General features: G+C 73.5%; 26 protein-coding genes. 15 read left to right on the plus strand and 11 right to left on the minus strand.

Annotation, left to right across the window (positions count from 1 at the left end; all coding sequences use genetic code 11):
* Window positions 1-249 precede the first annotated feature (249 nt).
* The 5 genes from AB0L34_RS23090 (at window position 250) to AB0L34_RS23110 (ending at window position 3,894) form a co-directional block, all read left to right on the plus strand.
* A complete protein-coding gene (locus tag AB0L34_RS23090) occupies window positions 250-477 on the plus strand; it encodes a hypothetical protein (protein ID WP_363706467.1) in 228 nt (75 codons plus the stop codon).
* An 83-nt stretch (window positions 478-560) separates the two neighbouring features.
* Window positions 561-2,240 carry a serine hydrolase gene (locus AB0L34_RS23095; protein ID WP_363706469.1) on the plus strand — a complete coding sequence of 560 codons (1,680 nt, stop codon included), beginning with the start codon at window positions 561-563 and terminating at the stop codon, window positions 2,238-2,240.
* Window positions 2,241-2,391: 151 nt separating this feature from the next.
* The gene (locus AB0L34_RS23100; protein ID WP_363706470.1) at window positions 2,392-3,294 is read left to right on the plus strand and encodes a pentapeptide repeat-containing protein; all 903 of its coding nucleotides are present in this window, start codon (window positions 2,392-2,394) and stop codon (window positions 3,292-3,294) included.
* Window positions 3,295-3,380: 86 nt separating this feature from the next.
* Window positions 3,381-3,617 (plus strand): preprotein translocase YidC, encoded by a 237-nt coding sequence (locus AB0L34_RS23105; protein WP_357461389.1) that lies wholly within the window; start codon window positions 3,381-3,383, stop codon window positions 3,615-3,617.
* A gap of 49 nt (window positions 3,618-3,666) precedes the next feature.
* Window positions 3,667-3,894, plus strand: coding sequence for a hypothetical protein (locus tag AB0L34_RS23110; RefSeq protein ID WP_363706472.1), 228 nt, complete (start codon window positions 3,667-3,669; stop codon window positions 3,892-3,894).
* A 28-nt stretch (window positions 3,895-3,922) separates the two neighbouring features.
* Here AB0L34_RS23110 and rnhA read toward each other — a convergent pair whose 3' ends face one another.
* Both rnhA and AB0L34_RS23120 read right to left on the minus strand, forming a co-directional pair.
* Window positions 3,923-4,402: a ribonuclease HI gene (rnhA, locus tag AB0L34_RS23115; protein WP_357461384.1), complete on the minus strand. Its 480-nt coding sequence runs from the start codon at window positions 4,400-4,402 to the stop codon at window positions 3,923-3,925.
* 123 nt (window positions 4,403-4,525) lie between these two features.
* Window positions 4,526-5,776 (minus strand): lycopene cyclase family protein, encoded by a 1,251-nt coding sequence (locus tag AB0L34_RS23120; protein WP_363706474.1) that lies wholly within the window; start codon window positions 5,774-5,776, stop codon window positions 4,526-4,528.
* A gap of 154 nt (window positions 5,777-5,930) precedes the next feature.
* On the opposite strand from AB0L34_RS23120, the gene AB0L34_RS23125 reads away from it, so the two are divergent.
* Together AB0L34_RS23125 and AB0L34_RS23130 are read left to right on the plus strand one after the other, a co-directional pair.
* Window positions 5,931-7,040, plus strand: a complete 1,110-nt coding sequence (locus AB0L34_RS23125) for a hypothetical protein (protein WP_363706475.1) — start codon at window positions 5,931-5,933, stop codon at window positions 7,038-7,040.
* A gap of 45 nt (window positions 7,041-7,085) precedes the next feature.
* Window positions 7,086-7,910, plus strand: coding sequence for an inositol monophosphatase family protein (locus tag AB0L34_RS23130; protein WP_363706477.1), 825 nt, complete (start codon window positions 7,086-7,088; stop codon window positions 7,908-7,910).
* A gap of 36 nt (window positions 7,911-7,946) precedes the next feature.
* Here AB0L34_RS23130 and AB0L34_RS23135 read toward each other — a convergent pair whose 3' ends face one another.
* The gene (locus tag AB0L34_RS23135) at window positions 7,947-8,483 is read right to left on the minus strand and encodes a GNAT family N-acetyltransferase (RefSeq protein WP_363706479.1); all 537 of its coding nucleotides are present in this window, start codon (window positions 8,481-8,483) and stop codon (window positions 7,947-7,949) included.
* Window positions 8,484-8,694: 211 nt separating this feature from the next.
* Here AB0L34_RS23135 and AB0L34_RS23140 point away from each other — a divergent pair, with 211 nt between their 5' ends.
* The 6 genes from AB0L34_RS23140 to AB0L34_RS23165 all read left to right on the plus strand — a co-directional run bounded on the left by AB0L34_RS23140 (window position 8,695) and on the right by AB0L34_RS23165 (window position 12,971).
* Window positions 8,695-9,069: a hypothetical protein gene (locus AB0L34_RS23140; RefSeq protein ID WP_363706481.1), complete on the plus strand. Its 375-nt coding sequence runs from the start codon at window positions 8,695-8,697 to the stop codon at window positions 9,067-9,069.
* A 465-nt stretch (window positions 9,070-9,534) separates the two neighbouring features.
* On the plus strand, window positions 9,535-10,023 hold the full coding sequence (locus AB0L34_RS23145; protein ID WP_357461369.1) for a hypothetical protein: 489 nt from the start codon (window positions 9,535-9,537) through the stop codon (window positions 10,021-10,023).
* 91 nt (window positions 10,024-10,114) lie between these two features.
* Complete coding sequence (locus AB0L34_RS23150; RefSeq protein WP_363706482.1) at window positions 10,115-10,735, plus strand: class F sortase; 621 nt, start codon at window positions 10,115-10,117, stop codon at window positions 10,733-10,735.
* Window positions 10,736-10,798: 63 nt separating this feature from the next.
* The gene (locus tag AB0L34_RS23155; protein ID WP_357461364.1) at window positions 10,799-11,902 is read left to right on the plus strand and encodes a magnesium and cobalt transport protein CorA; all 1,104 of its coding nucleotides are present in this window, start codon (window positions 10,799-10,801) and stop codon (window positions 11,900-11,902) included.
* Window positions 11,903-12,064: 162 nt separating this feature from the next.
* Window positions 12,065-12,436, plus strand: coding sequence for a hypothetical protein (locus AB0L34_RS23160; protein WP_363706484.1), 372 nt, complete (start codon window positions 12,065-12,067; stop codon window positions 12,434-12,436).
* Window positions 12,437-12,554: 118 nt separating this feature from the next.
* Window positions 12,555-12,971: a YchJ family protein gene (locus tag AB0L34_RS23165; RefSeq protein ID WP_363706486.1), complete on the plus strand. Its 417-nt coding sequence runs from the start codon at window positions 12,555-12,557 to the stop codon at window positions 12,969-12,971.
* A 40-nt stretch (window positions 12,972-13,011) separates the two neighbouring features.
* On the opposite strand, the gene AB0L34_RS23170 is transcribed toward AB0L34_RS23165, so the two are convergent.
* The 8 genes from AB0L34_RS23170 to AB0L34_RS23205 form a co-directional block, all read right to left on the minus strand.
* Window positions 13,012-13,569: a gluconokinase gene (locus tag AB0L34_RS23170; RefSeq protein ID WP_357461355.1), complete on the minus strand. Its 558-nt coding sequence runs from the start codon at window positions 13,567-13,569 to the stop codon at window positions 13,012-13,014.
* Window positions 13,559-14,788 (minus strand): D-mannonate dehydratase ManD, encoded by a 1,230-nt coding sequence (gene manD, locus AB0L34_RS23175; RefSeq protein ID WP_350708225.1) that lies wholly within the window; start codon window positions 14,786-14,788, stop codon window positions 13,559-13,561. Before manD ends, AB0L34_RS23170 begins: the two co-directional genes overlap by 11 nt.
* 33 nt (window positions 14,789-14,821) lie before the next feature.
* A complete protein-coding gene (locus tag AB0L34_RS23180) occupies window positions 14,822-15,775 on the minus strand; it encodes a sugar kinase (RefSeq protein ID WP_363706489.1) in 954 nt (317 codons plus the stop codon).
* Complete coding sequence (locus tag AB0L34_RS23185; RefSeq protein WP_363706491.1) at window positions 15,772-16,410, minus strand: bifunctional 4-hydroxy-2-oxoglutarate aldolase/2-dehydro-3-deoxy-phosphogluconate aldolase; 639 nt, start codon at window positions 16,408-16,410, stop codon at window positions 15,772-15,774. The genes AB0L34_RS23180 and AB0L34_RS23185 overlap by 4 nt, the downstream gene beginning before the upstream one ends.
* A 4-nt stretch (window positions 16,411-16,414) precedes the next feature.
* Window positions 16,415-17,563 carry a galactonate dehydratase gene (gene dgoD / locus AB0L34_RS23190; protein ID WP_357461346.1) on the minus strand — a complete coding sequence of 383 codons (1,149 nt, stop codon included), beginning with the start codon at window positions 17,561-17,563 and terminating at the stop codon, window positions 16,415-16,417.
* 7 nt (window positions 17,564-17,570) lie between these two features.
* Window positions 17,571-18,386, minus strand: a complete 816-nt coding sequence (locus AB0L34_RS23195; protein ID WP_350708217.1) for a carbohydrate ABC transporter permease — start codon at window positions 18,384-18,386, stop codon at window positions 17,571-17,573.
* Window positions 18,383-19,333 (minus strand): sugar ABC transporter permease, encoded by a 951-nt coding sequence (locus AB0L34_RS23200; protein ID WP_363706493.1) that lies wholly within the window; start codon window positions 19,331-19,333, stop codon window positions 18,383-18,385. The genes AB0L34_RS23195 and AB0L34_RS23200 overlap by 4 nt, the downstream gene beginning before the upstream one ends.
* 80 nt (window positions 19,334-19,413) lie before the next feature.
* The gene (locus AB0L34_RS23205) at window positions 19,414-20,700 is read right to left on the minus strand and encodes a sugar ABC transporter substrate-binding protein (protein WP_350708213.1); all 1,287 of its coding nucleotides are present in this window, start codon (window positions 20,698-20,700) and stop codon (window positions 19,414-19,416) included.
* Window positions 20,701-20,842: 142 nt separating this feature from the next.
* Between AB0L34_RS23205 and AB0L34_RS23210 the strand changes: the two genes are divergently transcribed.
* Both AB0L34_RS23210 and AB0L34_RS23215 read left to right on the plus strand, forming a co-directional pair.
* Window positions 20,843-21,604, plus strand: a complete 762-nt coding sequence (locus AB0L34_RS23210) for an FCD domain-containing protein (protein WP_363706495.1) — start codon at window positions 20,843-20,845, stop codon at window positions 21,602-21,604.
* 222 nt (window positions 21,605-21,826) lie between these two features.
* Complete coding sequence (locus AB0L34_RS23215) at window positions 21,827-22,552, plus strand: hypothetical protein (protein WP_363706497.1); 726 nt, start codon at window positions 21,827-21,829, stop codon at window positions 22,550-22,552.
* Window positions 22,553-22,655: the final 103 nt, after the last annotated feature.

A 22,655-nucleotide genomic window follows, 5' to 3' on the forward strand; every position in this document is an offset into this window, starting at 1 on the left:
GGCGGCGGGAGCCGGCACCTGGGCGCCGGCGAAGTGGATTCCGACGAGACCGGTCGATGCCACCAGGGCACCGACCGCCAGTCCCACGAGCAGGTGGCGACGTCTGCGCTTCACGAGGGTCCCTCCGGCGGATAGGGGCCGCCGCACGGTCCTCCGGATTGGCGACCGTCGCTGGCAGCGTCCACGGTGGAGAATGGCAGAGCGCATCGACGTGGGCAATCCCCCGCATGGACCGGGATCAACGTATGGTTGCATCCGCATGGAACGGGCAGTGCGGCACCAGGCCAGCGCGGTACGAGAACTACCCGTCATGAGGACGTCGACTCGTTCACGCGGGAACGGCCCGGGCTGCCCGTCGGCCGGCCCGGCGACGCGCACGTCACCGGCGCGTCCTGGCCCGTCGACGGCGGCATGTTGCTGATGGGACCGCAGGCCAACGCGCTCACCTCCCACGACTGGCGGTCGGTGCGGAAGTGACGTGACGGCCGTCGACCGGACTGTCCAATCTCGAATCCTCTTGTAGGGTCTCCCCAGCTAGATCAACTACACGGGGAGATGTCGTGCGGGCAGTCAGCAGGAGGACGTTCGGAAAGCTCGTCGGCGCGGCCGGCGCCGGTGCCGCCGGTGCCGGCACGCTGCTCCACGGGCCGGCGCGGGCGGCGGACGGGTGGGTCGCCACCGGCACCGCGGTTGCCGGGCTGAGCAGCTTCGACGACGCCATGAAGTCGTTCATGCAGGCGCGCGGTGTCAGCGCCGGGCAGCTCGCGGTGGCGTACAACGGCCGGCTCGTGCTGGCCCGGGGCTACGGCAACAACTCGGCGGAGACGATCCAGCCGACGTCACTGTTCCGCATCGCGAGCCTCAGCAAGTCGCTCACCGCGGCGGCGGTGCTCCGACTGGCGCAGGACGGCCTGGTCGGCCTCGACGACCCGGTGACCTCGGTGCTGGACTTCATCCCGCCGACCGGGCAGTCCGTCGACCCGAGGCTGCCGCAGGTGACCCTGCGGCGGCTGCTGCAGCACCTCGGCGGCTGGGACCGGGACCTCACCTTCGATCCCCTGCACGGCCGGGACCACGTCATCGCGCAGGCGCTGGGCGTGCCGCTGGAGCTGCGTAAGGAGGACGTCCTGCGCTACATGGCCGGCCAGCCGCTGCAACACAACCCCGGCAGCACCGTGGCGTACAGCAACTACGGCTACTTCCTCGCCGGCCGCGTCGTCGAGAAGGTCACCGGCCTGTCCTACGAGGCGTACGTCAAGCAGAAGCTCCTCGCGCCGTTGGGCATCACTCGGATGGCGCACGGGAAGGCCCTGACGCGGTTCGCCGGCGAGGTCAGCTACCGGTCGCAGTACACCGGGCGCACCGTGCTGGACGACTCGGGCACCATCGTGCCGGCCCCGTACGGCACCTTCAGCATGAGCCTGCGCGACGCCAACGGCGGGTGGGTCGCCTCGGCGGTGGACATGGTCCGCTGGGCCACCATGCTCGACGGGGCCGGTGGCGTGCTCGACGGCGCCTCGCTGGCCAAGGTCACCGCGGTGCCTTCGACCGGCGTGAACGGCAACGGCTGGTACTACGGCCTCGGCTGGGCCGTGCGCCCCTTCGCCACCAGCGGCGGGACGAAGTACAACATCTGGCACACCGGCAGCCTGGCCGGCACCTACACCCTGCTGGTCAAGAGCTACCAGGGCATGAGCTGGGCGGCGCTGTTCAACCAGCGCGACGATCCCTCCGGCCTCAACTACGGCGACATCGACGGCGCGCTGTGGGCCGCCTCCCGCCAGGTGACCAGCTGGCCGACGCACAACCTCTGGTCGACGTACTTCAGCCCGTGGAGCACGGTGGTGGACAACACCACGGCCGGGCGCTTCACCGCCAGCAGCAACTGGGCCGTCTCGTCCAGCCTCACCGGCCGGTACGGCACCAGCTACCGTCGGGCCGTCCCGGTCGCCGCCAGCGACGTCGCCTGGTACAAGGTCGACGTCCCCGAGACCGGCACCTACCGGGTCGACGTCTGGTACCCGGCGTCCACCGGCAACAGCGCCGCCACCCCCTACATCGTGGCCACCTCGACGGGCAACAAGACGGTGCACGTCGACCAGCGGAGCAACGGCGGGAAGTGGTCCTCGCTGGGCACCTTCACCCTCGCCCGGGGCGACGGCAACAAGGTGGGTGTGAGCCGGTGGACCTCGGGCACCGGCTACGTGGTCGCGGACGCCGTACGCATCACCCGGGTCTGAGCGTTTCGTGGCGGGGCGGGCGGGGCCCGACGCGCGCTCTGCGCTGGTGGCCCGGCCCGCCGGGCGGGCCACCAGCGCCGCGCGGGACAATGGGAGGTCCGCCCGCGTCCCGGCGAGCGGAAGGGTCACGATCGGCAGGAGAACGGTCAGCGTGTCGGAGACACCCCGGTCGTCATCGTCGGCGGCGGACGACCTGCGCGCGGACTGCGCCCGGTGCTTCGGGCTCTGCTGCGTCGCGCCCGCGTTCTCCGCGTCGGCCGACTTCGCCATCGACAAGCCGGCCGGGCGCCCCTGCCCGAACCTGGGGTCCGACTCGCGCTGCGGCATCCACGCCGACCTGCGCGAGCGGGGCTTCCCCGGCTGTACCGTCTTCGACTGCTTCGGCGCCGGGCAGCGGGTGGCCCAGCACACCTTCGGCGGGCGGGACTGGCGCGACGCGCCGGAGACCGCGGCGAGCATGTTCGACACGTTCGCGGTGATGCGGCCGCTGCACGAGCTGCTCTGGTACCTGACCGAGGCGCTCACGCTGCGCCCGCCGCAGCCGCTGCGCGACGAGCTCGCCGGCGCGCTCGCCGAGACCGAGCGGCTGACCCGGGAGTCCCCCGAGACGCTGCGGGCGCTCGACGTGGACGCGCACCGGGGGCGGGTCAACCCGCTGCTGTCCCGCGCCGGGGACGCGGCCCGGTCGCGGGGCGGCCGGGCCGGTGCGGACCGGCGGGGCGCCCAACTGTTCGGCGTCGACCTGCGCCGGGTCGACCTGCGGCGGGCGAACCTGCGCGGGGCGCTGCTGATCGGGGCCGACCTGCGCGGCGTCGACCTCGGCCTGGCCGACCTGACCGGCGCCGACCTGCGCGGGGCGGACCTGCGCGGCGCGGACCTGTCCGGCAGCCTGTTCCTGCACCAGTCGCAGCTCGACGCGGCCCGGGGCGACCAGCGCACCGCGCTGCCGCCCGGCCGGACGCGCCCCGGGCACTGGTCGCCGCTGGCGCTCACCCCGGTGCGCCGCGCGCCGCGCTCCCCCGGGCGACCCGGCCGCCCCACCCGGCGACGCTGACTCCCTCCTGCCCACCGGCCGACGTTTCACCCCGTCGGCGCCGGGTAGCCGGGACCGAACGGCACGGCGGCGACGGGGAGGCAGCGGTGGGGTATCGGGCACGCGACGGCGAGCTGCCGGTCGACCCGGCGCACGCCGAGGACGAGGCCGGCCAGGCCCGGCTGGTCCAGGTCGGGGCGGACACCGACGTCCCGGCGCCGGACGACACGACGGCGAAGCCCGACCTGGTCACCGAGGACGACGGGTCCGGCGTGGCCGGCGGCGCATCGGGCAGTTCCAGCGGCGGGTCCGGCATGCCGGGGCACCCGGACGCGGCGCGTTGAGCCCGGGACCGGGCGTTTGCGATCACCCCACGGGGGCAGGAGGGGCGGCATGACCGAACAGAACCGTACCGACCGGGCCGCCACCGACGAGCCGGACGGCGCGACCGCCATGCAGGCGTCGCTGCGTCCGCCGGGCGAGTCCCTGCACAGCACCGACGACACCGGCGACGACTTCGCGGACCTGCCGGCCGAGGACCGGCGCTCGGCCCGGGAGGTCAGCCGCGCCGGCTACGACGTGGCCGACGTCTCCGGCACCGTCGACCCGAACCGCGAATAGCGTCGGCGACGGCCGGCCGCTGACGCGGTCAGCGGCCGGCCGGGACCGCGGCGGCGCGGGCCTCGGTCATGCCACGGTTGGCCAGCGCGTCGGCGCGCTCGTTCTCCGGGTGGCCGTTGTGCCCCTTCACCCACAGCCAGGTGACCCGGTGCCGGGCGCACGCGGCCTCCAGCCGCTGCCACAGGTCGGCGTTCTTGACCGGTTGCTTCGCGGCGGTCCGCCAGCCGTTGCGCTTCCACGAGGCGAGCCAGCTGGTGATGCCGTTGCGCACGTACGTGCTGTCGGTGTGCAGCTCGACGGTGACCGGCCGGGTCAGGCTCTCCAGGGCCTGGATGGCGGCCATCAGCTCCATCCGGTTGTTGGTGGTCGGGGTCGCCTCGCCGCCGCAGATCTCCCGCTCGTGCGCGCCGTAGCGCAGCACCACGCCCCACCCGCCGGGGCCGGGGTTGCCGCTGCACGCCCCGTCGGTCCAGATCTGCACGACCCTGCCGGTCGTCTCGTCCGCCATGTCGGCAACCTACCGAATCCCGACCGGCTCTCCCGCCGTCGGGGCAGCCGACCCGGCGCCGCGGCTGTCGATCCTCGGACGGGAGGGCCGGCCGCCACGCCCACGAGGGCAACCGGCCCGCCGTCAGCCGTCGGCGTCGGTCCGGCCGCCACGCACCGGCGGCGGGACCGTCCACGTCGCCGACCGGCGAGCCGGGTCGAGGCGGTCCCGGAGCCGGGCGACGACGTCGCCGGCGGCGGCGGCGACCATCGGCAGCAGCCGGGTGGAGTTCATCACCGCCAGTTCCTCCGCCGGGGTGGTGGCGCCGTCGAGGAACCGCAGCACGCGCTCGGCCGGGTTGCGGTCGAAGAGCCGGTCGAAGAAGTCCGGCCCGCCGACGCCGCCGGCGTTCAGCGCCCGGAGCGCGACCGAGTCCATCCAGCGGTGCCGGCGGGCGTACGCGGGCGCGGGCACCGGCGGTCGGCCGGCGGCGAGGGCGGCGGCGACCTGCTCGGCCTGGCGGCGCATGGCGGAGAAGGTGAAGCCGGTGGAGGGCCGGGTGGCGCCGCCCGCCGTGCCGAGGCGGACCACCCGGGGCGAGGGCCGGGCGTCGAACGGGCCGTCGGTCATGGGGATCACGCCGTTCTCCACCTCCCGCACCCGCAGCCGAGCCGGGTCGAGGCCGAGCAGGTCGCGGTAGCCGGCCAGCGCGGCGTCGTACCCGGCGTCGCTGAGCAGGTCGGGCGAGAACTCCGTGTACTCCACCAGGGCGTACCGGTCGCTGACCGGCAGGACGTAACCGAACGACACGCCCCGGGCGGGCTGCGGGGTGCGGAAGTCCATCAGGACGGCCCGGGCCGGGTCGAAGACCGGCGCCTCGGACTCCAGCCACCAGCCCCGGAAGTGCTGGAGCCAGTTGGTGCGGCCGGGCCGGCGGGGCGGCCGGGGCCGGGAGTCCAGCACCCAGGACGCGCGGAGCGCCGAGCGGCCCCCGCCGACGTGCACCGTGACGTGTCCGCCGTCGTCGTGCAGGCTGTCGACGGGCGCGACGATCCGCCGTACGCCGAGCCGCCGCTCGGCCTCGGCAGCCCGGTCGTAGACCGGGCCCGAGCGCAGCACGGCGTACCGCAGCGGGGCGAGGTCCAGGACGCGGCGGCCGGCGGGCGTCGCGACCTCGACCTGTCGCCAGCTCGCGGCCAGCAGCGGGTCCAGGTCGTTGCCGGGGCGGTCCCAGAAAGCCCAGGTGCGGTCCTGGCCGCGCCGGTGGACCGGGTCGACGACGGCGACCCGCAGGTCACGCACACCGTGCCGGTCCAGGGCGGCGAGCACCAGCGACGCGGCACCGCCGCCGCCGACCAGGGCCAGGTCGACGTCCAGCGGTGCGGAGGCGGTCACGCCGACCACGCTGCCACACCTTCCCGACGACCGGCCACCGGCCGGCCGGGCCGGCGGTCGCGGGCACCCGCCGGGTGCCGCGCGGCGGTAGGGTGCCGGCGGTCGCCCCGCCGGGCGACGGGCACCGTCGCCACCACCGGAGGGTCCGCACCGCATGAGCACCACGGCCGCCAACGCGCTCACCGCCCGCTGGGCGTCCAGCCTGGACGGGGAGCAGACCGTCCTGTCCGGTGCGGGCGTGTACCCGCTGCTGGCGCTGCTCGCCCCCTACGCCGCCGCGCCGGTCCGCGACGAGTTGCTCGCGGTCGCCCCCGAGCCGGCCCGGTTCGACCTGGACCGCTCCCCCACCACCCGGCTCGCGCTCGCCACCTGGGCGCGGCGGGACCTCCAGCTGACCGACCGGTGGCTGCGGGAGGTGCCGGCGGCCATGCGCGGGGAGTTGACCGGCGACGAGGCGCAGGACCAGCGGGCACTCGACGAGTGGGCCGCCACCCACACCGACGGCCTGGTCCCCCGGATGCCGGTGCAGGTCACCCCGGACACCGCGATGGTCCTGGCCAGCGCGCTGTCGCTGCTGACCGAGTGGGCCGAGCCGTTCCGGGACGCCCGGTGCGAGCCGGCCGGCGGGCCGTGGCGGGGCCGCCGGCTCGCCGGGCTGGGCCGGCTGAGCCACGACCTCGACGCGCTCCGGGTCGCCGACACGGCCGCCGGCCCGCTGAGCCTGCTGACCGTGCGCGGCACCGCCGACGTCGACGTGGTGCTCGCCCTGGGCGCGCCCGGGCGCACGGCGGCGGAGGTGCTGCCCGCCGCGATCGGCGGCCTCGGCGCGCCGTCCGCGCTGCCCGTCGCCGCCGGCCCCGGGGTCACCGAACAGGTCGTGGACGCGTACGACGACCGGCCGGAGCTGTACGTCTCCACGGTCGGCTTCACCGTCTCCGCCGACCACGACCTGCTGAAGCGGCCGGCGACGTTCGGCCTGGCGACCGCGACCGGGGACGGCGACCACTTCCCCGGCATCGCCCGGCTCCTGTCCGTCTCGCAGGCGCGGCAGAGCGCGACGGCCACCTTCAGCGCGACGGGCTTCCGCACTGCCGTGGTCACCGCCCTCTCCGTGCGGGCGGGTTCCGCCCCGCCGCGACTCACCGCACGCAGGCGGCGGGTGCGCCTCGACGTCGACCGTCCGTTCGGGTTCCTCGCCGTGCACCGGTTCACCGGGCTGGTGCTGCTCGCCGGCTGGGTGACCGATCCCACCGTGCGGGGCTGAGGACGGGCTCACCGGCGCCGGCGGGCGCTGGTCTACCGTGCAGCCATGGCGCACACCGACCCCGATCTGGCCATCGCCGCGGCGGAGGCCGGCGCGGCCGTCGTACGGGCCCACTACGGCGGCACGTTGGACCGGTTCGACAAGGGCCCCGGCGACTTCGCCACCGTGGCCGACCTGGAGTCGGAGCAGGCCATCCTCGACGTCCTACGCGGTGCGCGGCCGGACGACGCCGTGCTGGGGGAGGAGAGCGGGCACAGCGGCTCCCGTTCGGCGGCCCGGACCTGGCTGGTCGATCCGCTCTGCGGCACGCTGAACTACGCGGCGCGGACCCCGCTCGCCGCGGTGAACGTGGCGTTGCGCGTCGACGCGGAGATCACCGCCGCGGCGGTCGCCGACCCGCTCGCCGGGGAGCTGTTCTGGGTCGGGGACGGCCGCGCCCACGTGCGCCGCGACGGCGTCGACGAGGCGCTGGTGCCGTCGGCCCGGTCGCGGCTGGTGGACGTCGACCTCGACCCGCCGTTCCCGAACGCGCCCGTGTTCGACGCGCTGCGGCTGCTCGCCGACCCGGAGTTCGCCGCGCGGTTCCGTCCCCGGGTGCTCTCCACGACGCTGGCGCTGGCGTGGGTGGCCGCCGGGCGGCGGGCCGCGTACGTCACCGACCGGGACGTCCGGGACAGCGTGCACTTCGCCAGCGGCATCGCCCTGTGCCAGGCCGCCGGGTGCGTGGTGACCGGCCTGAGGGGACAGCCCCTGCACACCGGCGTCGGCGGGCTGCTCGTCGCGGCGGACGCGGAGACGCACGCCGCCCTGCTGGCCCTGGTCGACCGGCAGTTCCGTGCGGCGCCGGAGCGGGCGGCTGTCCTGCCCTGACCGGCACGCCGGCCGACCGGACGGCGCGTCAGGTGCTCAGCGGTCCCCCGCCCGGGTGCGGTAGACGACCAGCCGGCGCAGCGGGCCGGACTCGACGTCCGGGTCGTCGAAGTCGTCGGCCGGGTCGGTGGTCATGCCAAGGCGGCGCATGACGGCCTGGGAGCGTACGTTCGTCGCGGTGGTGATCGCCAGGATCTCCGGCAGCCCGACGGTGTCGAAGCCGTACCGCAGGACGGCCCGGGCCGCCTCGGTGGCGTAGCCGTGGCCCCAGGCGGAGCGGGCGAGCCGCCACCCGGCCTCCACCCCGCTGACCGGGAGCCCGTCGTCGACGCGGTCCAGGCCGGCGAAGCCGATGAACCGGCCACCGTCGCGGACCTCGACGGCCCAGAAGCCGTAGCCGAGCGTGTCGATGGCGGCCTGGAACGACCGCGCCGAGGCGGCGGCCTGCTCGGCGCCGAGCAGCGGGCCGAGGTGCTCGCGCACCTCGGGGTCGGCGTTCATGGCCGCCCACGGGGCGAGGTCGGAATCCCGCCAGCTCCGCAGCAGCAGCCGTTCGGTCCTGATCTCCGTCACCGGGCGACCCTACCGGCCCCGCCGACGCCAGGCACGCGGGATTCGCGCGACACTGGCGCGCTGCTGGCCACCCACCACCGTCTGGCACCGCACGACGGCCCCGGGCCGCGATGAGCCAACAATCTTACGCAGTCATTGACAATAATTATTTACATATGTCACCTTAAATGCGTACTGCCACGGGGGCGGTACGCACGGGGAGGTCTATTACATGTTGAAGAAAGTCGTCGCCTCAGTTGCGGTTGTCGCCTCATCGCTGGTCGCCGGCGCACTGGTGGCCCCGACGGCCGCCCAGGCCAGCACTCGTTACGGGTGCACCTATCCGCGCGTGTGCTTCTATCTCACCCCCGGGGACTGGACGGCGCAGCGGCCGACTGCGGCGTATCAGGACGTTACCAGCACCTGGCAGACTCTCGGCTCGTCCAGCCGTGGCTCCGCCTACGCCTTCAACTCCCGCAACGACGACGTCGCCTACTTCCACTTCACCAACGGCAGGCAGGTATGCCTCCGCCCGGACAGCCCGCTCTACCTGTCCCAGTACGGCATTGTTGACAAGATCCGGATCTCCAGTTCGTCAACCTGTTAGCCCCGACCTTTCCTGAGGGCCGCCCGGCCGGTAGGCCGGGAACGCGAAAGTGCCTTCCGGGCTGGCACGACGAGATTTTTCGAGGTCTCATCCGCCTGTTCCGGAGGGCACTTTTCCGTGCCGGTCGAACACCTCGCCACCGGTTCGGTGCGTACAGGGCGGCGGCGCGGACGAGACCGGCCCGCCCCGGCGCATCGTCCCCGCCACGGGCCGAGACCGGCCCAGGCCCAGACAGCCCGGCACTGACGGCATCGACCCCGGCCAACCCTCGCGGGCGGGCCGTGCCGGCATTTCCGCTGCTCCCTCCGCCTCCGGGGTGGACACGTGACGGCAACGAGGATTTCTCATTTTCACCGGATCGGGGGTCCAACCCTCCTAGGGTTGGTCACACCGGTGCTAGTCACGGAGTTGGCCACCCGAACGACGTCCCACGCAGTCAGCGGACGAAAAGTGAGGGAGACGCGCATGAAGGTCACAACAGTTCTCGTATCGGCGGCGGTCGGCGTGGGCCTCAGCACGCTCCTGCTCCCGGGCGCCGCGCTGGCCGACACCGTCGTGTCACCGGCCACCACCCCGGTCGGTGGGACGGTCGTGCTCACCGCGACCACGTGCAACCCCAAGTCCGGCGACGCGATCTTCCACGTCACCGGGCCGAACCGCGACCAGAACGTCCGGTCCACCACGGCGGCGGCCGGCGGCGGGCTGAGCGCGGAACTCTTCACCGCCGGCTTCACCCTGGGCACCTACACGGTGACCGCGACCTGCGGCGACGGCAGCTCGGCCGGCAGCGCCACGTTCACCGTCACCCCGATCGGCGGCGCCCAGGCCGGCGGCCGCGACGACACCGACGGGGCCGGCGCGCTCGCCGCCGGTGGCGTCCTGCTCGGCTCCGCCGCCGGAGGCGCCCTGATCCTGGCCCGCCGCCGACGCCACATGGCCGGCGCCACGCTCTGACCGACGGCCGAGCCGTCCATCCCTGCGACGGGTGCCCGCACCGGTGAACGCCGGAGCGGGCACCCGGGCGAACGCGTACGGAGGTGGGAACGTGTCCTGGCGCAGGCCCGGGTGGGCGGTCGCGGTCGTCGTCCTGCTCGGCACCAGCGGGCTCGGCCTGGTCACCGCCGGGGTGGCGACGACCCCGCCGCGCCCGCCCCGGCCCGGGGCCGCCGACGCGCCACCCGGGGCCCGCCCCACGCCGTCGGTGCCGCCGCTGGGCCGGGCCGAACCGGTGGACGTGCGGATCCCGGCCATCGACGTGCGGGCCCCGATCGTCCCGGTGGGCGCCGACGCCGACGGGCGCCTGGAGGTGCCACCGCTGGACCGGCCCACCCTCGCCGGCTGGTACCGGCACGGAGTCAGCCCCGGCGAGACCGGCAACGCGGTGATCGTCGGGCACGTGGACTCCGCCGCCGGGCCGGCCGTCTTCTTCGACCTCGGCCGGCTCCGGGCCGGCGACACGGTGCGGATCACCCGCGCTGACGCCAGCGTCGCGACCTTCGCCGTCGACGGTGTCGCGTCGTACCCGAAGGACCGCTTCCCCACCGACCTGGTCTACGGCCCCAGCGGGGCGGCCGGCCTGCGCCTGATCACCTGCGGCGGCCGGTTCGACCGGCGCGTCGGCGGTTACGTCGACAACGTCGTCGTCTTCGCCACCCGGGTGCCGTGACCCAGGATTCGCCGGGTCCGAGTACGGTGTCCGCGCGGATGCCGGCGACGCGGAGGTGGACGGGTGGCGCAGCGGGTGAGGGAGCGGCTGCGGTTGTCGGCCGTGTTCGACCGGCTGCTCGGCCGGCCGGTCCCCGGGCAGCGCGAGCGGGAGCCGCGACGGTCCAACCCGGACGCCGTGGTGGACTGCGCCGTCTACGTCGACGGACGGCGCGAGCCGGGCCGCCCGCACTACGCCGACGCGTACGCCCGCAGTCGCCGCAGCCGCGGCGCCTTCGTCTGGTTGGGTCTGCACGAGCCGGACCCGGCGGTGATGGCGGCGGTCGGCCGCACGTTCCGGCTGGACGACCTGACAGTCGAGCAGGCGCTCGCCGACGGCCACCGCCCCACGGTGCGGCGCGACGGCGGCGTGACCCTGCTGGTGCTGCGCACCGCCGGGTACGTGGAGCACGCCGAGCTGACCGACACCTCGGAGGTGATCGACACCGGGGACGTGATGGTGCTGCTCGGCGACCGCTTCGTCATCACCGTGCGGCACGGCGCCGCGGGCGCGCTCACCCCGGTCCGCGCCGACATCGAGCGCCGCCCGGCAGTGCTCGCGGAGGGCCCGTGGGCGGTGGCGTACGCGGTCTGCGGCCGGATGGTCGACCTCTACCTGGAGGTCGCCGGGCACGTGGAGCGGGACCTGGAACGGGTCGAGGAGACGGTCTTCGCGCGCGACCGGTCCGCCGACATCCAGCACATCTACCAGCTCAAGCGGGAGATCGTGGAGTTCAAGCGGGCGGTGCAGCCGTTGCAGGCGCCGCTGCGGTCGCTGCTCGACGAGCGCCCCGACAACCCGCCGCGCGGCCTGCGCCGCCGGTTCGTCGACGTGGACGCCCGGCTGACCCGGGCGGTGGACCGGGTCGCCGCCTACGACGACCTGCTCAACTCGATCCTGCAGTCCCGGTTGGCGCAGCTCGCGGTGGACCAGAACAACGACATGCGCAAGATCGCCGCCTGGGCCGCCATCGCCGCCACCCAGACCGGGATCGCCGGGATCTACGGCATGAACTTCGCCACCATGCCCGAGCTGAACTGGCGCTACGGCTATCCGGCCGCGCTGGGCCTGATGGCACTGGTCGCGGTCACCCTGCACCGCCTCTTCCGCCGCTCCGGCTGGCTCTGACCGCGCTGCCGCCTCCGGGCTGGACCGCCACGTGGACGCACGTCACCGGGCGGGAAAGGTCCCGCGCGCGCTGTCCGGCCGGGCCGGACGCCCGACGCCGGCGTTTGACCTTCGGGGCCGGGGGAAGACGGTGCGCCCAGGGCCGATTCCCGAGGAGCGACGATGGCGGACGCAGGACGGGCCAGGAAGGCCACCGGGGCGCGCAAGGCCCCGATGAAGCGGACGGCGGCGGCGAAGAAGGTGGCGACGGCCACGAAGCGGGCCACCGGGACGACCGCGGCCAAGACCCCGGGTGAGAAGCCGACGTCGACGACGCCCCGGGTGGCCCGGAAGAAGGCCACCTCCGCCACGGCGGCCCCCACCCGCGCCCGGAAGGCGCCGGCCACGGGCGCGCCGGCGAAGAAGGCGCCCGCGAAGAAGACGGCGAAGGCCGCCGCGACCCGTGCCGGCGCGGCCGCGAAGGCGCCGGCCCGCAAGGCGACGACCATGGAGTCCTTCGGCAACCGGCGGACAGCCCGGACGAGCGGCCGCTGACCCGGCCCGCACGGCGGGTACTCCGGCGGTGAACCGCACCGTCGGAGTGCGTGCCGGGGCGGACGCCGCGCGGGGTCCGGACGCCGGTCGCGGCGGGCCGTCGGCCAGAATGGGCCCCGTGGCGACCAGACCCCGCCGGAGCGCGGCCGACGACCCCGACCCGACCTGCCCGTGCGGCTCCGCCCAGCCGTACGCGCAGTGCTGCGGGCGACTGCACCGGGGCGAGGCCGACGCGGCGACCGCCGAGGCGCTGATGCGCTCGCGGTACAGCGCCTTCGCCGTCGGCGACACCGCGTACCTGCTGCGCAGCTGGCACTCCTCGACCCGGCCGCGCCGGCTCGACCTGGAACCGGGCCAGCGCTGGACGGGGCTGGAGATCGTCGACACCGACCGGGGCGGGCTCTTCGACGCCACCGGCGTCGTCGAGTTCCGCGCCCACTACCGCGCCGGCGGCCGGCCGGGGACGCAGACCGAGCGCAGCCGGTTCGTTCGCGAGGACGGGCGCTGGGTCTACCTCGACGCGCTGCCGGGGTGACGCCCGGTCGCGGGGCCGGGGCGCCGCGACCGGGCCGTGGCTACCCGCTGGTGGCGACGCCGGTGTGCAGGCGGAGCCCGTCGACCGCCGCCGAGACGAGTTCGTCCGGCGTCAGCGAGCCGTCGAGCACCAGCACCGACTCGTCCGGATGGGGCTGCTCCAGGGTGGCCAGCTGCGACTCCAGCAGGCTCGCCGGCATGTAGTGCCCGGCACGCCGGGCCAACCGGTCCCGGATCACCTCGGCCGGCCCGTCCAGGTGGACGAACTCGACGCTCGGCGGCCCCTGGCGCAGCACGTCGCGGTAGGAGCGCTTCAGCGCCGAGCAGGCCAGCACCGTCGACACGCCCTCGGCGGAGCGGTCCGCCATCCACGCGGCCAGGTTGCGTAGCCAGGGCAGCCGCGCGGCGTCGTCCAGCGGCACGCCGGCCCGCATCTGCTCCACGTGGGCCGGCGAGTGGAACTCGTCCGCCTCGGCGAAGGTCAGTCCGGTACGGGCGCTGATGCCCCGGGCCACGGTCGTCTTACCCGCCCCGGAGACCCCCATCACGACCACGTGCCGGGTCGCGGCCGCACCGCTCCGGCGGCTCTCACCAGTCATGGACGGTTCCGTCCTTGAGCCGGTTGAACGGCAGGTAGGCCGGCACGTAGGGGAACTTCGCGGCGGCTTCCTCGTCGAGTTCCACGCCGAGCCCCGGCTGCTCGCCCGGGTGCAGGTAGCCGTCGGTGAACGTGAACGACTGCCGGAAGACCTCGTTGGTGAGCGGCCCGTGCTGCATGTACTCCTGGATGCCGAAGTTGTGGATGGCGAGGTCCAGGTGCAGCGCGGCGGCCATGCCGACCGGCGAGATGTCGGTCGGGCCGTGGATGCCGGACTTGATCTGGTACTGGGCGGCGAAGTCGAGCAGCTTGCGCATGGCCGTGATGCCGCCGGTGTGGGTGACGGCGGACCGGACGTAGTCGATCAGCTGCTCGCGGATGAGGGTCTGGTAGTCCCACACCGTGTTGAAGATCTCGCCGATGGCCAGCGGGGTGGTGGTGTGGTGGCGGACCAGCCGCAGCGCCTCCTGGTTCTCCGCCGGGGTGCAGTCCTCCAGCCAGAACAGGTCGTACGGCTCCAGGGCCTTGCCCAGCTTCGCGGCCTGGATCGGGGTCATCCGGTGGTGGCCGTCGTGCAGCAGCGGCAGCTCCGGGCCGAACTCGTTGCGGACCGCCTCGAAGACGCCGGGCAGGTGGCGCAGGTAGGCGCGGGTGTCCCAGTCCTCCTCGGCCGGCAGCGGGGTGCGCTGCGCCGGCTCGTAGTCGTACCGCTTGCCGTCGGCGCTGGGCTGGGCGGCGACGCCGTAGACGGCGTTGATGCCCGGCACGGAGGTCTGCACGCGGATCGACCGGAAGCCGAGCTCCAGGTGCCGGCGGATCGAGTCGAACAGTTCCGGGATGTCGCGGCCGGAGGCGTGGCCGTAGGCCATGATGCCGGTGCGGGAGGCCCCGCCCAGCAGCTGGTACAGCGGCATGCCGGCGGCCTTGGCCTTGATGTCCCACAGCGCCACGTCCACCGCCGCGATGGCCGCCATGGTGACCGGCCCGCGCCGCCAGTACGCCGAGCGGTACAGGAACTGCCAGGTGTCCTCGATGCGGTGCGGGTCGCGGCCGATCAGCAGCGGGACGACGTGGTCGCGCAGGTACGAGGCGACCGACAGCTCGCGGCCGTTGAGGGTGCCGTCGCCCAGGCCGGTGATCCCGTCGTCGGTGGTGATCTTCAGGGTGACGAAGTTGCGGTCGGGGCTGGAGACGATGACGTCAGCGGCGACGATCTTCACGGGATGCCTTTCTTCTACAGGTGCGCGGGGCGGCTAACGGAGGACGCTGCCCGTCTCGTGGCCGTCGAGAAGGGACAGTTCGGCGCGGCGGGGCAGCCCTTCGCAGTCGCCTCGGCTGGAGACCGCGAAGGCGCCGAGGGTGGCCGCGCGGCGCAGGCGACCGGCCAGGTCGAGCCCGTCGAACCAGCCGGACAGGTAGCCCGCGGTGAACGCGTCCCCGGCGCCGACGGGGTCGACGGCGGTCACGGTCAGCGCCCCGACGTGCTGGACGCCGTCCGGGGTGTGCGCCCGGGCCCCGTCGGCGCCCAGCTTGACCAGGACGGTGTCCACGCCCCGTCCGAACAGGTCCGCCACGACCGTGGACTCGTCGGCGCCCGGGTCGCCGACGAGGTCGAGCTCGTCGGCGGAGGCGATGACGATCGAGGCGTACGCCGCCAGCGGGGTGAGCACCTCGCGGGCGGCGTCCCGGGACCAGAGGCGGGCGCGGTAGTTGACGTCGAGGCAGAGAGGGATGCCCGCCTCGGCCGCGGCCTCGGCGGCCCAGCGGGTGGCCGCGCGGGCGGTGTCGGACAGCGCCGGGGTGATCCCGGTCAGGTGCAGCATTCCGGCGCCGGCGGCCAGCGGCGCCCGCAGGTCGTCGACGCGCAGCGCCGACCCGGCCGATCCGGCCCGGTGGTACTGCACCCGGGTCAGGTCGGCGGTGCGCTGCTCCAGGAACATCAGGCCGGTCGGCCGGTCCGGGTCGCGGGTCACGCCGTCGACACCGACGCCCTCGGCGCGTAGCTGCCGCAGCGTGTACTCGCCGAACTCGTCGGTGCTCACCCGGCCGGCCCAGGCGGCCCGGTGGCCCAGCCGGGCCACCCCCACCGCCACGTTGGACTCGGCGCCCGCCAGGTGCATGGTCAGCGGTCCGCCGGCGGCGAGCGGGCCGGCGGAGCGCAGCGACACCATGGTCTCGCCGACGGTGAGCAGGTCGGGTGCGGTCATGACGCGGCCGGCTCCCGCACGGCGGCGAGGTAGGTGCGGGCCCGCGTCCGCAGCGCGTCCAGGTCACCGCCGGAGGCGGCGTCGCCGACCAGCGGCCCGCCGACGCCGACCGCGATCGCGCCGGCCTTCAGGTAGCCGGGCACGTCGGCCAGGCCCACGCCGCCGACCGCGACGAACGGGATGTCCGGGAAGGGGTCACGCACCGCCCTGAGGTACGCCGGGCCCCCGACCGACACCGGGAACAGCTTGATCGCCGACGCCCCCATCCGCATGGCGGTGTACGCCTCGGTCGGGGTGAACGCGCCGGCGGCGACCGGAATGCCCCGGCGGGCCGCCTCGGGGATCGACTCGACCACGGCCGGCGTCACCACGAACTGGGCGCCCGCGGCGGCCACGTCGGCCACGTCGGCGGCGGTGAGCACGGTGCCGGCGCCGACCAGGGAGCCGGCGGGGGCGACCCCGCGCAGCGCCTCGACGGCCCGCAGAGCGTCCGGCGTGGTGAGGGCCACCTCGACGAGGCGTACGCCCTCCTCCAGCAGGGCGGTGCCGGCGGCGATCGCGCCGGCGGTGTCGGTGCCCCGGATGACCGCGAGGATGCGGGCGTCGGTGAGTTCGGCGGTGAGGTCGAGGGTCATGTGATCACCATTCCGCGTAGGAGCCGTCACGGTGCCGCCACGTGGGGCTGCGCCACGCGTGGCCGCGCTTGTCCGCCGTTCGCACGGCGTGCTCGTCGATCTCGATGCCGAGTCCGGGTGCCGTGAGCCGCTCGACGTACCCGTCGACGAACGTCAGCGGGGTCTTGTCGAGGCAGTAGTCGAGCACCTCGGCGCCGAGGTTGTAGTGGATGCCGATGCTCTGTTCCTGGATCAGGTAGTTCGGCGTGGCGAAGCCGACCTGCAGGCAGGCCGCAAGGGCGATCGGCCCGAGCGGGCAGTGCGGGGCGAGCTGCACGTCGTACACCTCGGCCAGCGCGGCGATCTTGCGGACCTCGGTGATGCCGCCGGCGTGCGAGAGGTCCGGCTGGGCGACCGCGATGCCGGCCTGCAGCACCGGCAGGAACTCCTGCCGGCTGTAGAGCCGCTCCCCCGTCGACACCGGCGTGGTGGTGGAGCGGACGAACTCGCCGATGAGGTGCGAGTTCTCCGGGACCACCGGTTCCTCGAGGAAGAACGGCCGGTACGGCTCGAGCAGCGGGGCGACCCGGCGGGCGGTGGCGAGGGTGAACCGGCCGTGGAAGTCGACCGCGACGTCCCGCTCGTCGCCGAGCACCTCGCGGGCGGCGGCCACCCGCTGGACCACGCCGTCGAGTTCGGCGACCGAGGCGACCGGGCTCATCTTCCCGGACGCGTTCATCTTCACCGCGGTCAGGCCGGTCTCGACGGCGGCGGCGATCTGGTCGCGGACCTCGGCGGGCTCGTCGCCGCCGACCCAGCCGTAGACCCGGATCCGGTCCCGGACCGGACCGCCGAGCAGCTGGTGCACCGGCGCGCCGAAGTGCTTGCCGGCGATGTCCCACAGCGCCTGGTCGAGCCCGGACACGGCGCTGGCCAGGATCGGCCCGCCCCGGTAGAACGAGCCCTTGGTCATGACCTGCCAGTGGTCCTCGATGCGCAGCGCGTCCTGACCGATCAGCAGTTCGCTGAGCTGCTCGACGGCGGTGCGGACGGTCTCGGAGCGGCCCTCGCAGGTCGCCTCGCCCCAGCCGACGATGCCGGAGGAGGTCTGCACCCGGACGAACAGCCAGCGCGGCGCGACGAGGAAGGTCTCGACCTTTTCGATTGTCGTCATGGCGTCCTCAGCCCTTCGTGGCGCCGGCGGTGAGGCCGGAGACGATGTACTTCTGCACGAACAGGGCGATCACCATGATCGGCACGGTGACCACGGTGGCCGCCGCCATCAGGCCGCCCCAGTCGATGCTGGCGTAGCCGACGAAGTCGAAGATCGCCACGGGGAGCGTCTTGGTGTCGGCGCCGGAGAGCACGAGGGCGAACATGAAGTTGTTCCAGGAGAAGATGAAGGACAGGATCCCCGCGGTGGCGATGCCGGGCACCGACAGCGGCAGGGTGATCCGCCGGAACGCGCCGATGTGGGTCAGCCCGTCGACGAGCGCCGCCTCCTCGAGTTCGGCGGGCAGGCCGTCGAAGTAGCCCATCATGATGTAGACGATCAGCGGCAGCGACACGAACATGTGGCTGAGGATCAGCACGGTGAACCCGCCGACCATCTGCAGGTTCGAGAAGACGTAGTACCAGGGCACCAGCAGCGAGACGCCGGGGATGACCCGGGCCATGAGCACGACGAGCGCGGACTTCTTCATGTTGAAGCGGCTCATCGAGTACGCGGCGGGCACGCCGAGCAGGAGCGACAGCACGGTCGCCGCGAACGCCACCCAGAGGCTGTTGCCGATGAACTGGACGTAGTTCGCCTGCTCCAGCACGGTGCCGTAGTTGTCCAGGGTGGGCGAGAAGGAGAACGCCTTGTCGGTGTCGTAGATGTCGACGTTGGTCTTCAGCGACGCGAGGATCATCCAGAGCAGCGGCGCCATCAGCGAGAACACCACGACGACCAGGGCCACCGCCCGGAAGACCTTGAACGGCCTGCTCGGCTTCATCGGTCCAGCCCCTTCTTGCGGTAGGTCAGGGCCCACATCACCCCGATGATGATCAGGAAGAAGATGATGAGGACCGTCGACGAGACGCCGTAGTCGTTGTAGTCGAAGCTGAGGCCGTAGGCGTAGACGTTGAGGGTCTCCACCTCGTGGAACGACCCGCCGCCGCGCCCCTTGGTGGCGTAGAGGATGTCGAAGGTCTTCAGGGCGTCGATGCCGCGCAGCAGGACCGCGACGATCACGGTGGGCATCAGCAGCGGCAGCGTGACGTGCCGGAACCGCTGCCAGGTGCTGGCGCCGTCGATCAGCGCCGCCTCCTGCGGCTCGTCGGACAGCGACGTCAGGCCGGCGAGCAGGATCAGCACGACCATCGGCGTCCACTGCCAGATGTCGATGAACATCGTCGTGGGCAGGGCCGAGCTCTGCCCGGACAGCCAGGGCTGGGGGCCGATCCCGACCCAGCCGAGCACCTGGTTCGCCATGCCGATGTTGGGGTCGAAGATCAGCCGCCACATCATGCCGACCGCGACCGGGGTGGCGACCAGCGGCAGCAGGATCGCGACGCGGACCCACTTCTCACCGCGGAACGGCCGCCACAGCAGCAGGGCGATCGCCATGCCGAGCACGACCTCGAAGAGGAGCACGACGCCGGTGAAGAGGGCGGTGCGCCACACGGCCGGCCAGAAGCGGTCGGTGTCGGTGAGCACGTCGAGGTAGTTCTGGAAGCCGATGAACTCGCTCTCGGCGCGTACCGAGCCCTCGGCGTCGGTCAGGCTGAGGTACCCGGTCCAGGCCACCGGGAAGACGATCAGCACGGCGACGAACGCCATGGCGGGTGCCGCGAAGAGCCACTTACGGTGCTCGTTGGCCCAGCGCGACCAGGCTGAGGTCTCCGGGGACGCCGGGCGCGCCTCGGTCGATCTTTTGACTGGTGTGGTGACGGCTGACATGAGGTCTCCGGGTGGGGGTCAGGGCCAGCGTCCCGACGCGGGGTGGCGGAGCCGGTCGGCTCCGCCACCTGCGCTTCGGGCTACTTCGCCTCGTCGTCGAGGAACTTCTGGAACGCCTCGTTGGCCGCGTCCGCCGAGGCGGCCGCGTCCTTGCCGGTGATCGCGTCGACGATCGGCTGGCCGACGATCTCCCGCGCCTGGGCGACCTTCACGACCAGCGGACGGTCGTGGCCCACGCCGTTGGCGGTGCTGACCGTGGTGGCCTCGGCGAGGTCCTTCGGGTAGCTCGCCGAGCCCTCCGGGTTCTCCCAGACGGACGTGCGGGCGCTGGGGACGCCGGCCTTCTGCTGCGCCAGCGCCTGCTCCTTGCCGGCCGCCCACTGGATGAACTTCCAGGCGTTGTCCTGGTTCTTGGACGTCTCGTTGACGCCGAGCGCCCACGAGGGGATGTTGTACGGCTTCGAGCCGGCCGGGCCGGCCGGGAAGGCGGCGAACCCGACGGTCTCGGAGACCTTCGACTTGGCCGGGTCGGTGGCGTTCTTGTAGAGCGAGTTGGCCTCGGTGTAGAAGGCCGCCTTGCCCTGGGTGAAGATCGCCATCGCCTCGGACCAGCTCATGTCGGTGCTGATGTTCTCCGGGCCGTGCTCGCGCAGCAGCCCGCCGTAGTAGGCGTACGCCTGCTTGGCCTGGTCGGTGTTGACCGACGCCTTGCCGTTGGCGTCGACGAAGTCGCCGCCGAAGCTGTAGAGGAAGCTGGAGAACTGCGTGACGGCGGCCGCCTTGCCGGTGCGGGACACGAAGCCCGCCACGCCCGGGTTGTCCGCCTCGACCTTGGCCGCCTGCGCCTTGAGCTCGTCGAGGGTCTTCGGCGGGGCCGTGAAGCCGGACTTCTCCAGCAGGTCCTTGCGGTAGTAGAGGACCTCCTGCTCGGTGATGATCGGCACCCCGACCAGCTTGTCCTCGTAGCTGGTGGCCTGCACCGGCCCGGTCTGGAAGTCGCCGAACTCGAACGCGCTGTCCGACTTGGCCTTGTCGGTCAGGTCGGCCAGGTACTTGTTCTTGGCGAACAGCTTCCCCTCCTGCAGGGGCCGGTACATCATCACGTCGATGTCGCTGGACCCGGCGTTCAGCTTGACGTTGTACTGGTCGGAGAGCTGGTCCTCGCCGAGCTGGGTCACCTCGACCTTGAGGCCCGTCTGCTTCTCGAACTCCGGCAGCGCCTTCTTGATGTTGTCCGTCCAGACGTGGTTCACCAGCGTCACGCGCACGGTGTCCGAGCCGCCGGCGTCGTCCCCGCCACCGCAGGCGGACAGGCCGAGGGCGACGACCATCGCCAGGGAAGTCCCGATAACTGATCGACGTCTCACGTCCATCTCTCCTTATGCCGTGGCCGTGGCCGGGCCCGAGGTGGGGCCGCCACCTCCCTGTTTACATCCGCTTAACGTCGGGATGCTAGGCCGAAAAAGCAGATTTATTCAAGAGGTAGACCCAACTGATATGATCCGCTGTGTGAAACCGTCCTCCCCAGGGGTCGCAGTCGCCCCGATCGCCCCTGCCGAGGCCGGGCTGCACGCACGCGTCCTCGACCACCTCGGCACGGCCATCTGCGGTGGCGAACTGGCAGCCGGGGCCGTCCTCAACATCGACGAACTGGTCGAGCGGTACGCCGTGTCCCGCTCGGTCGTCCGCGAGGTCCTGCGGGTACTCGCCTCGATCGGGTTCATCGAGACCCGCCGACGGGTCGGCGTCATGATCCGTCCGACGAACGCCTGGAACGTCTTCGACCCGCAGGTGATCCGCTGGCGGCTCGCCTCGTCCGGCCGCATCGCCCAGCTCCGCTCGATCACCGAGCTGCGCACCGCCGTCGAGCCGCACGCCGCCCTGCTCGCGGCCAGCCGGGTCGGTCACGACGAGGCGAGCGACCTCGTCGGGCTCGCGGCGAAGATGTGGGCCGCCGGCAAGGCCGGCGACGAGGAGCGCTTCCTGCGGCTCGACATCGAGTTCCACCGGCGGGTGCTGGTCGCCTCCGGAAACGAGATGTTCGTCCGGCTGCAGGAGCTGGTCGCGGAGGTGCTCACCGGCCGGCACCAGCACCACCTCATGCCCCACCACCCGCACGAGCAGGCCCTCCAACTGCACGCGGAGGTGGCCCAGGCGATCCAGCGGCGCGACGGCGAGCGCGCCCGGCAGGCCATGGTGCAGCTCATGGAGCAGGCCTTCGACGAGATGAGTTCGATCTGGGAGCAGGCCGGCGAGACCGCCGGCCCCTGACCGCTGCCCCGACCCCGTCCTGCTCCCGCCGTCCCTTCCCCCGGCGTATGCTGGTGGCGGCGCCGTCCCGCGCCTCACCTCCTTACCGGTGCTCACGCCACCGGCGTCGCGGAGGCAAAGGGAGCCTCGCGTTCTCGGGATGCCGTGCCACATGCCCTGCTCCGGCGCGGTCGACGGGAGCGTGAGTCCCTGCGACCCACGCCGTCGACGAGGGAGCATGTGATGACGCGTGACAGGTCGTTCAAGACCCGGGTCCGGGCCCGGATGGACAAGACCGGCGAGAGCTACACGACCGCCCGCCGGCAACTCGTCGCCCGGTCGACCGCCGCCGAGCCCGAGCCCGCAGCCGCGCCGCCGAAGCCCGCGCCGGGCGCGACGTCGTCGGGCACGGCGGTGCAGACCGAGCGGATCTCCGACGCGCTCCTGCGGGAGCGCACCGGCCGCGGCTGGGACGAGTGGTTCGTCCTGCTCGACGCCTGGGACGCCACCGGGCGTACGCACACCGAGATCGCCCGTTGGCTGGTCACCACGCACGAGGTGCCGGGCTGGTGGGCGCAGACCCTCACCGTCGGGTACGAACAGACGCGCGGCCTGCGCGCCCCCGGGCAGCGGCGCGGCGGCGGCTTCTCCGCCGCCGGCAGCCGCACGGTGGCCGTACCGGTGCGGCGGCTCTTCGACGCCTTCGCCGACGACGCGCTGCGCCGCCGGTGGCTGCCCGACGCGGAGGTCCGGGTCCGCACCGCCACCGCGCCCCGGACGTTCCGCGCCGACTGGGGCGACGGGTCGACCCGGCTCGTGGTGGGCTTCGCCGCCGTGAGCGAGACGAAGTCCCGGGTGTCCGTCCAGCACGAGAAGCTGACCGGGGCGGAACAGGCGGCCGAGCTGAAGGCGTACTGGCGGGACCGGCTGGCCGCGCTCAAGCACCTCCTGGAAGGCGCGGGCCGATGAGCGCGTCGCCGGCACGACCCCTCCGATCCGGCCACGGGCGGTCGGACCGGCACGTCGCCGGCTGACGGCGGGCCGGCCCGGCGGCGGTCACGCCGGCCGCCGC

This window comes from Micromonospora sp. NPDC052213 (genome assembly GCF_040679695.1).
Classification (GTDB): Bacteria; Actinomycetota; Actinomycetes; order Mycobacteriales; family Micromonosporaceae; genus Micromonospora.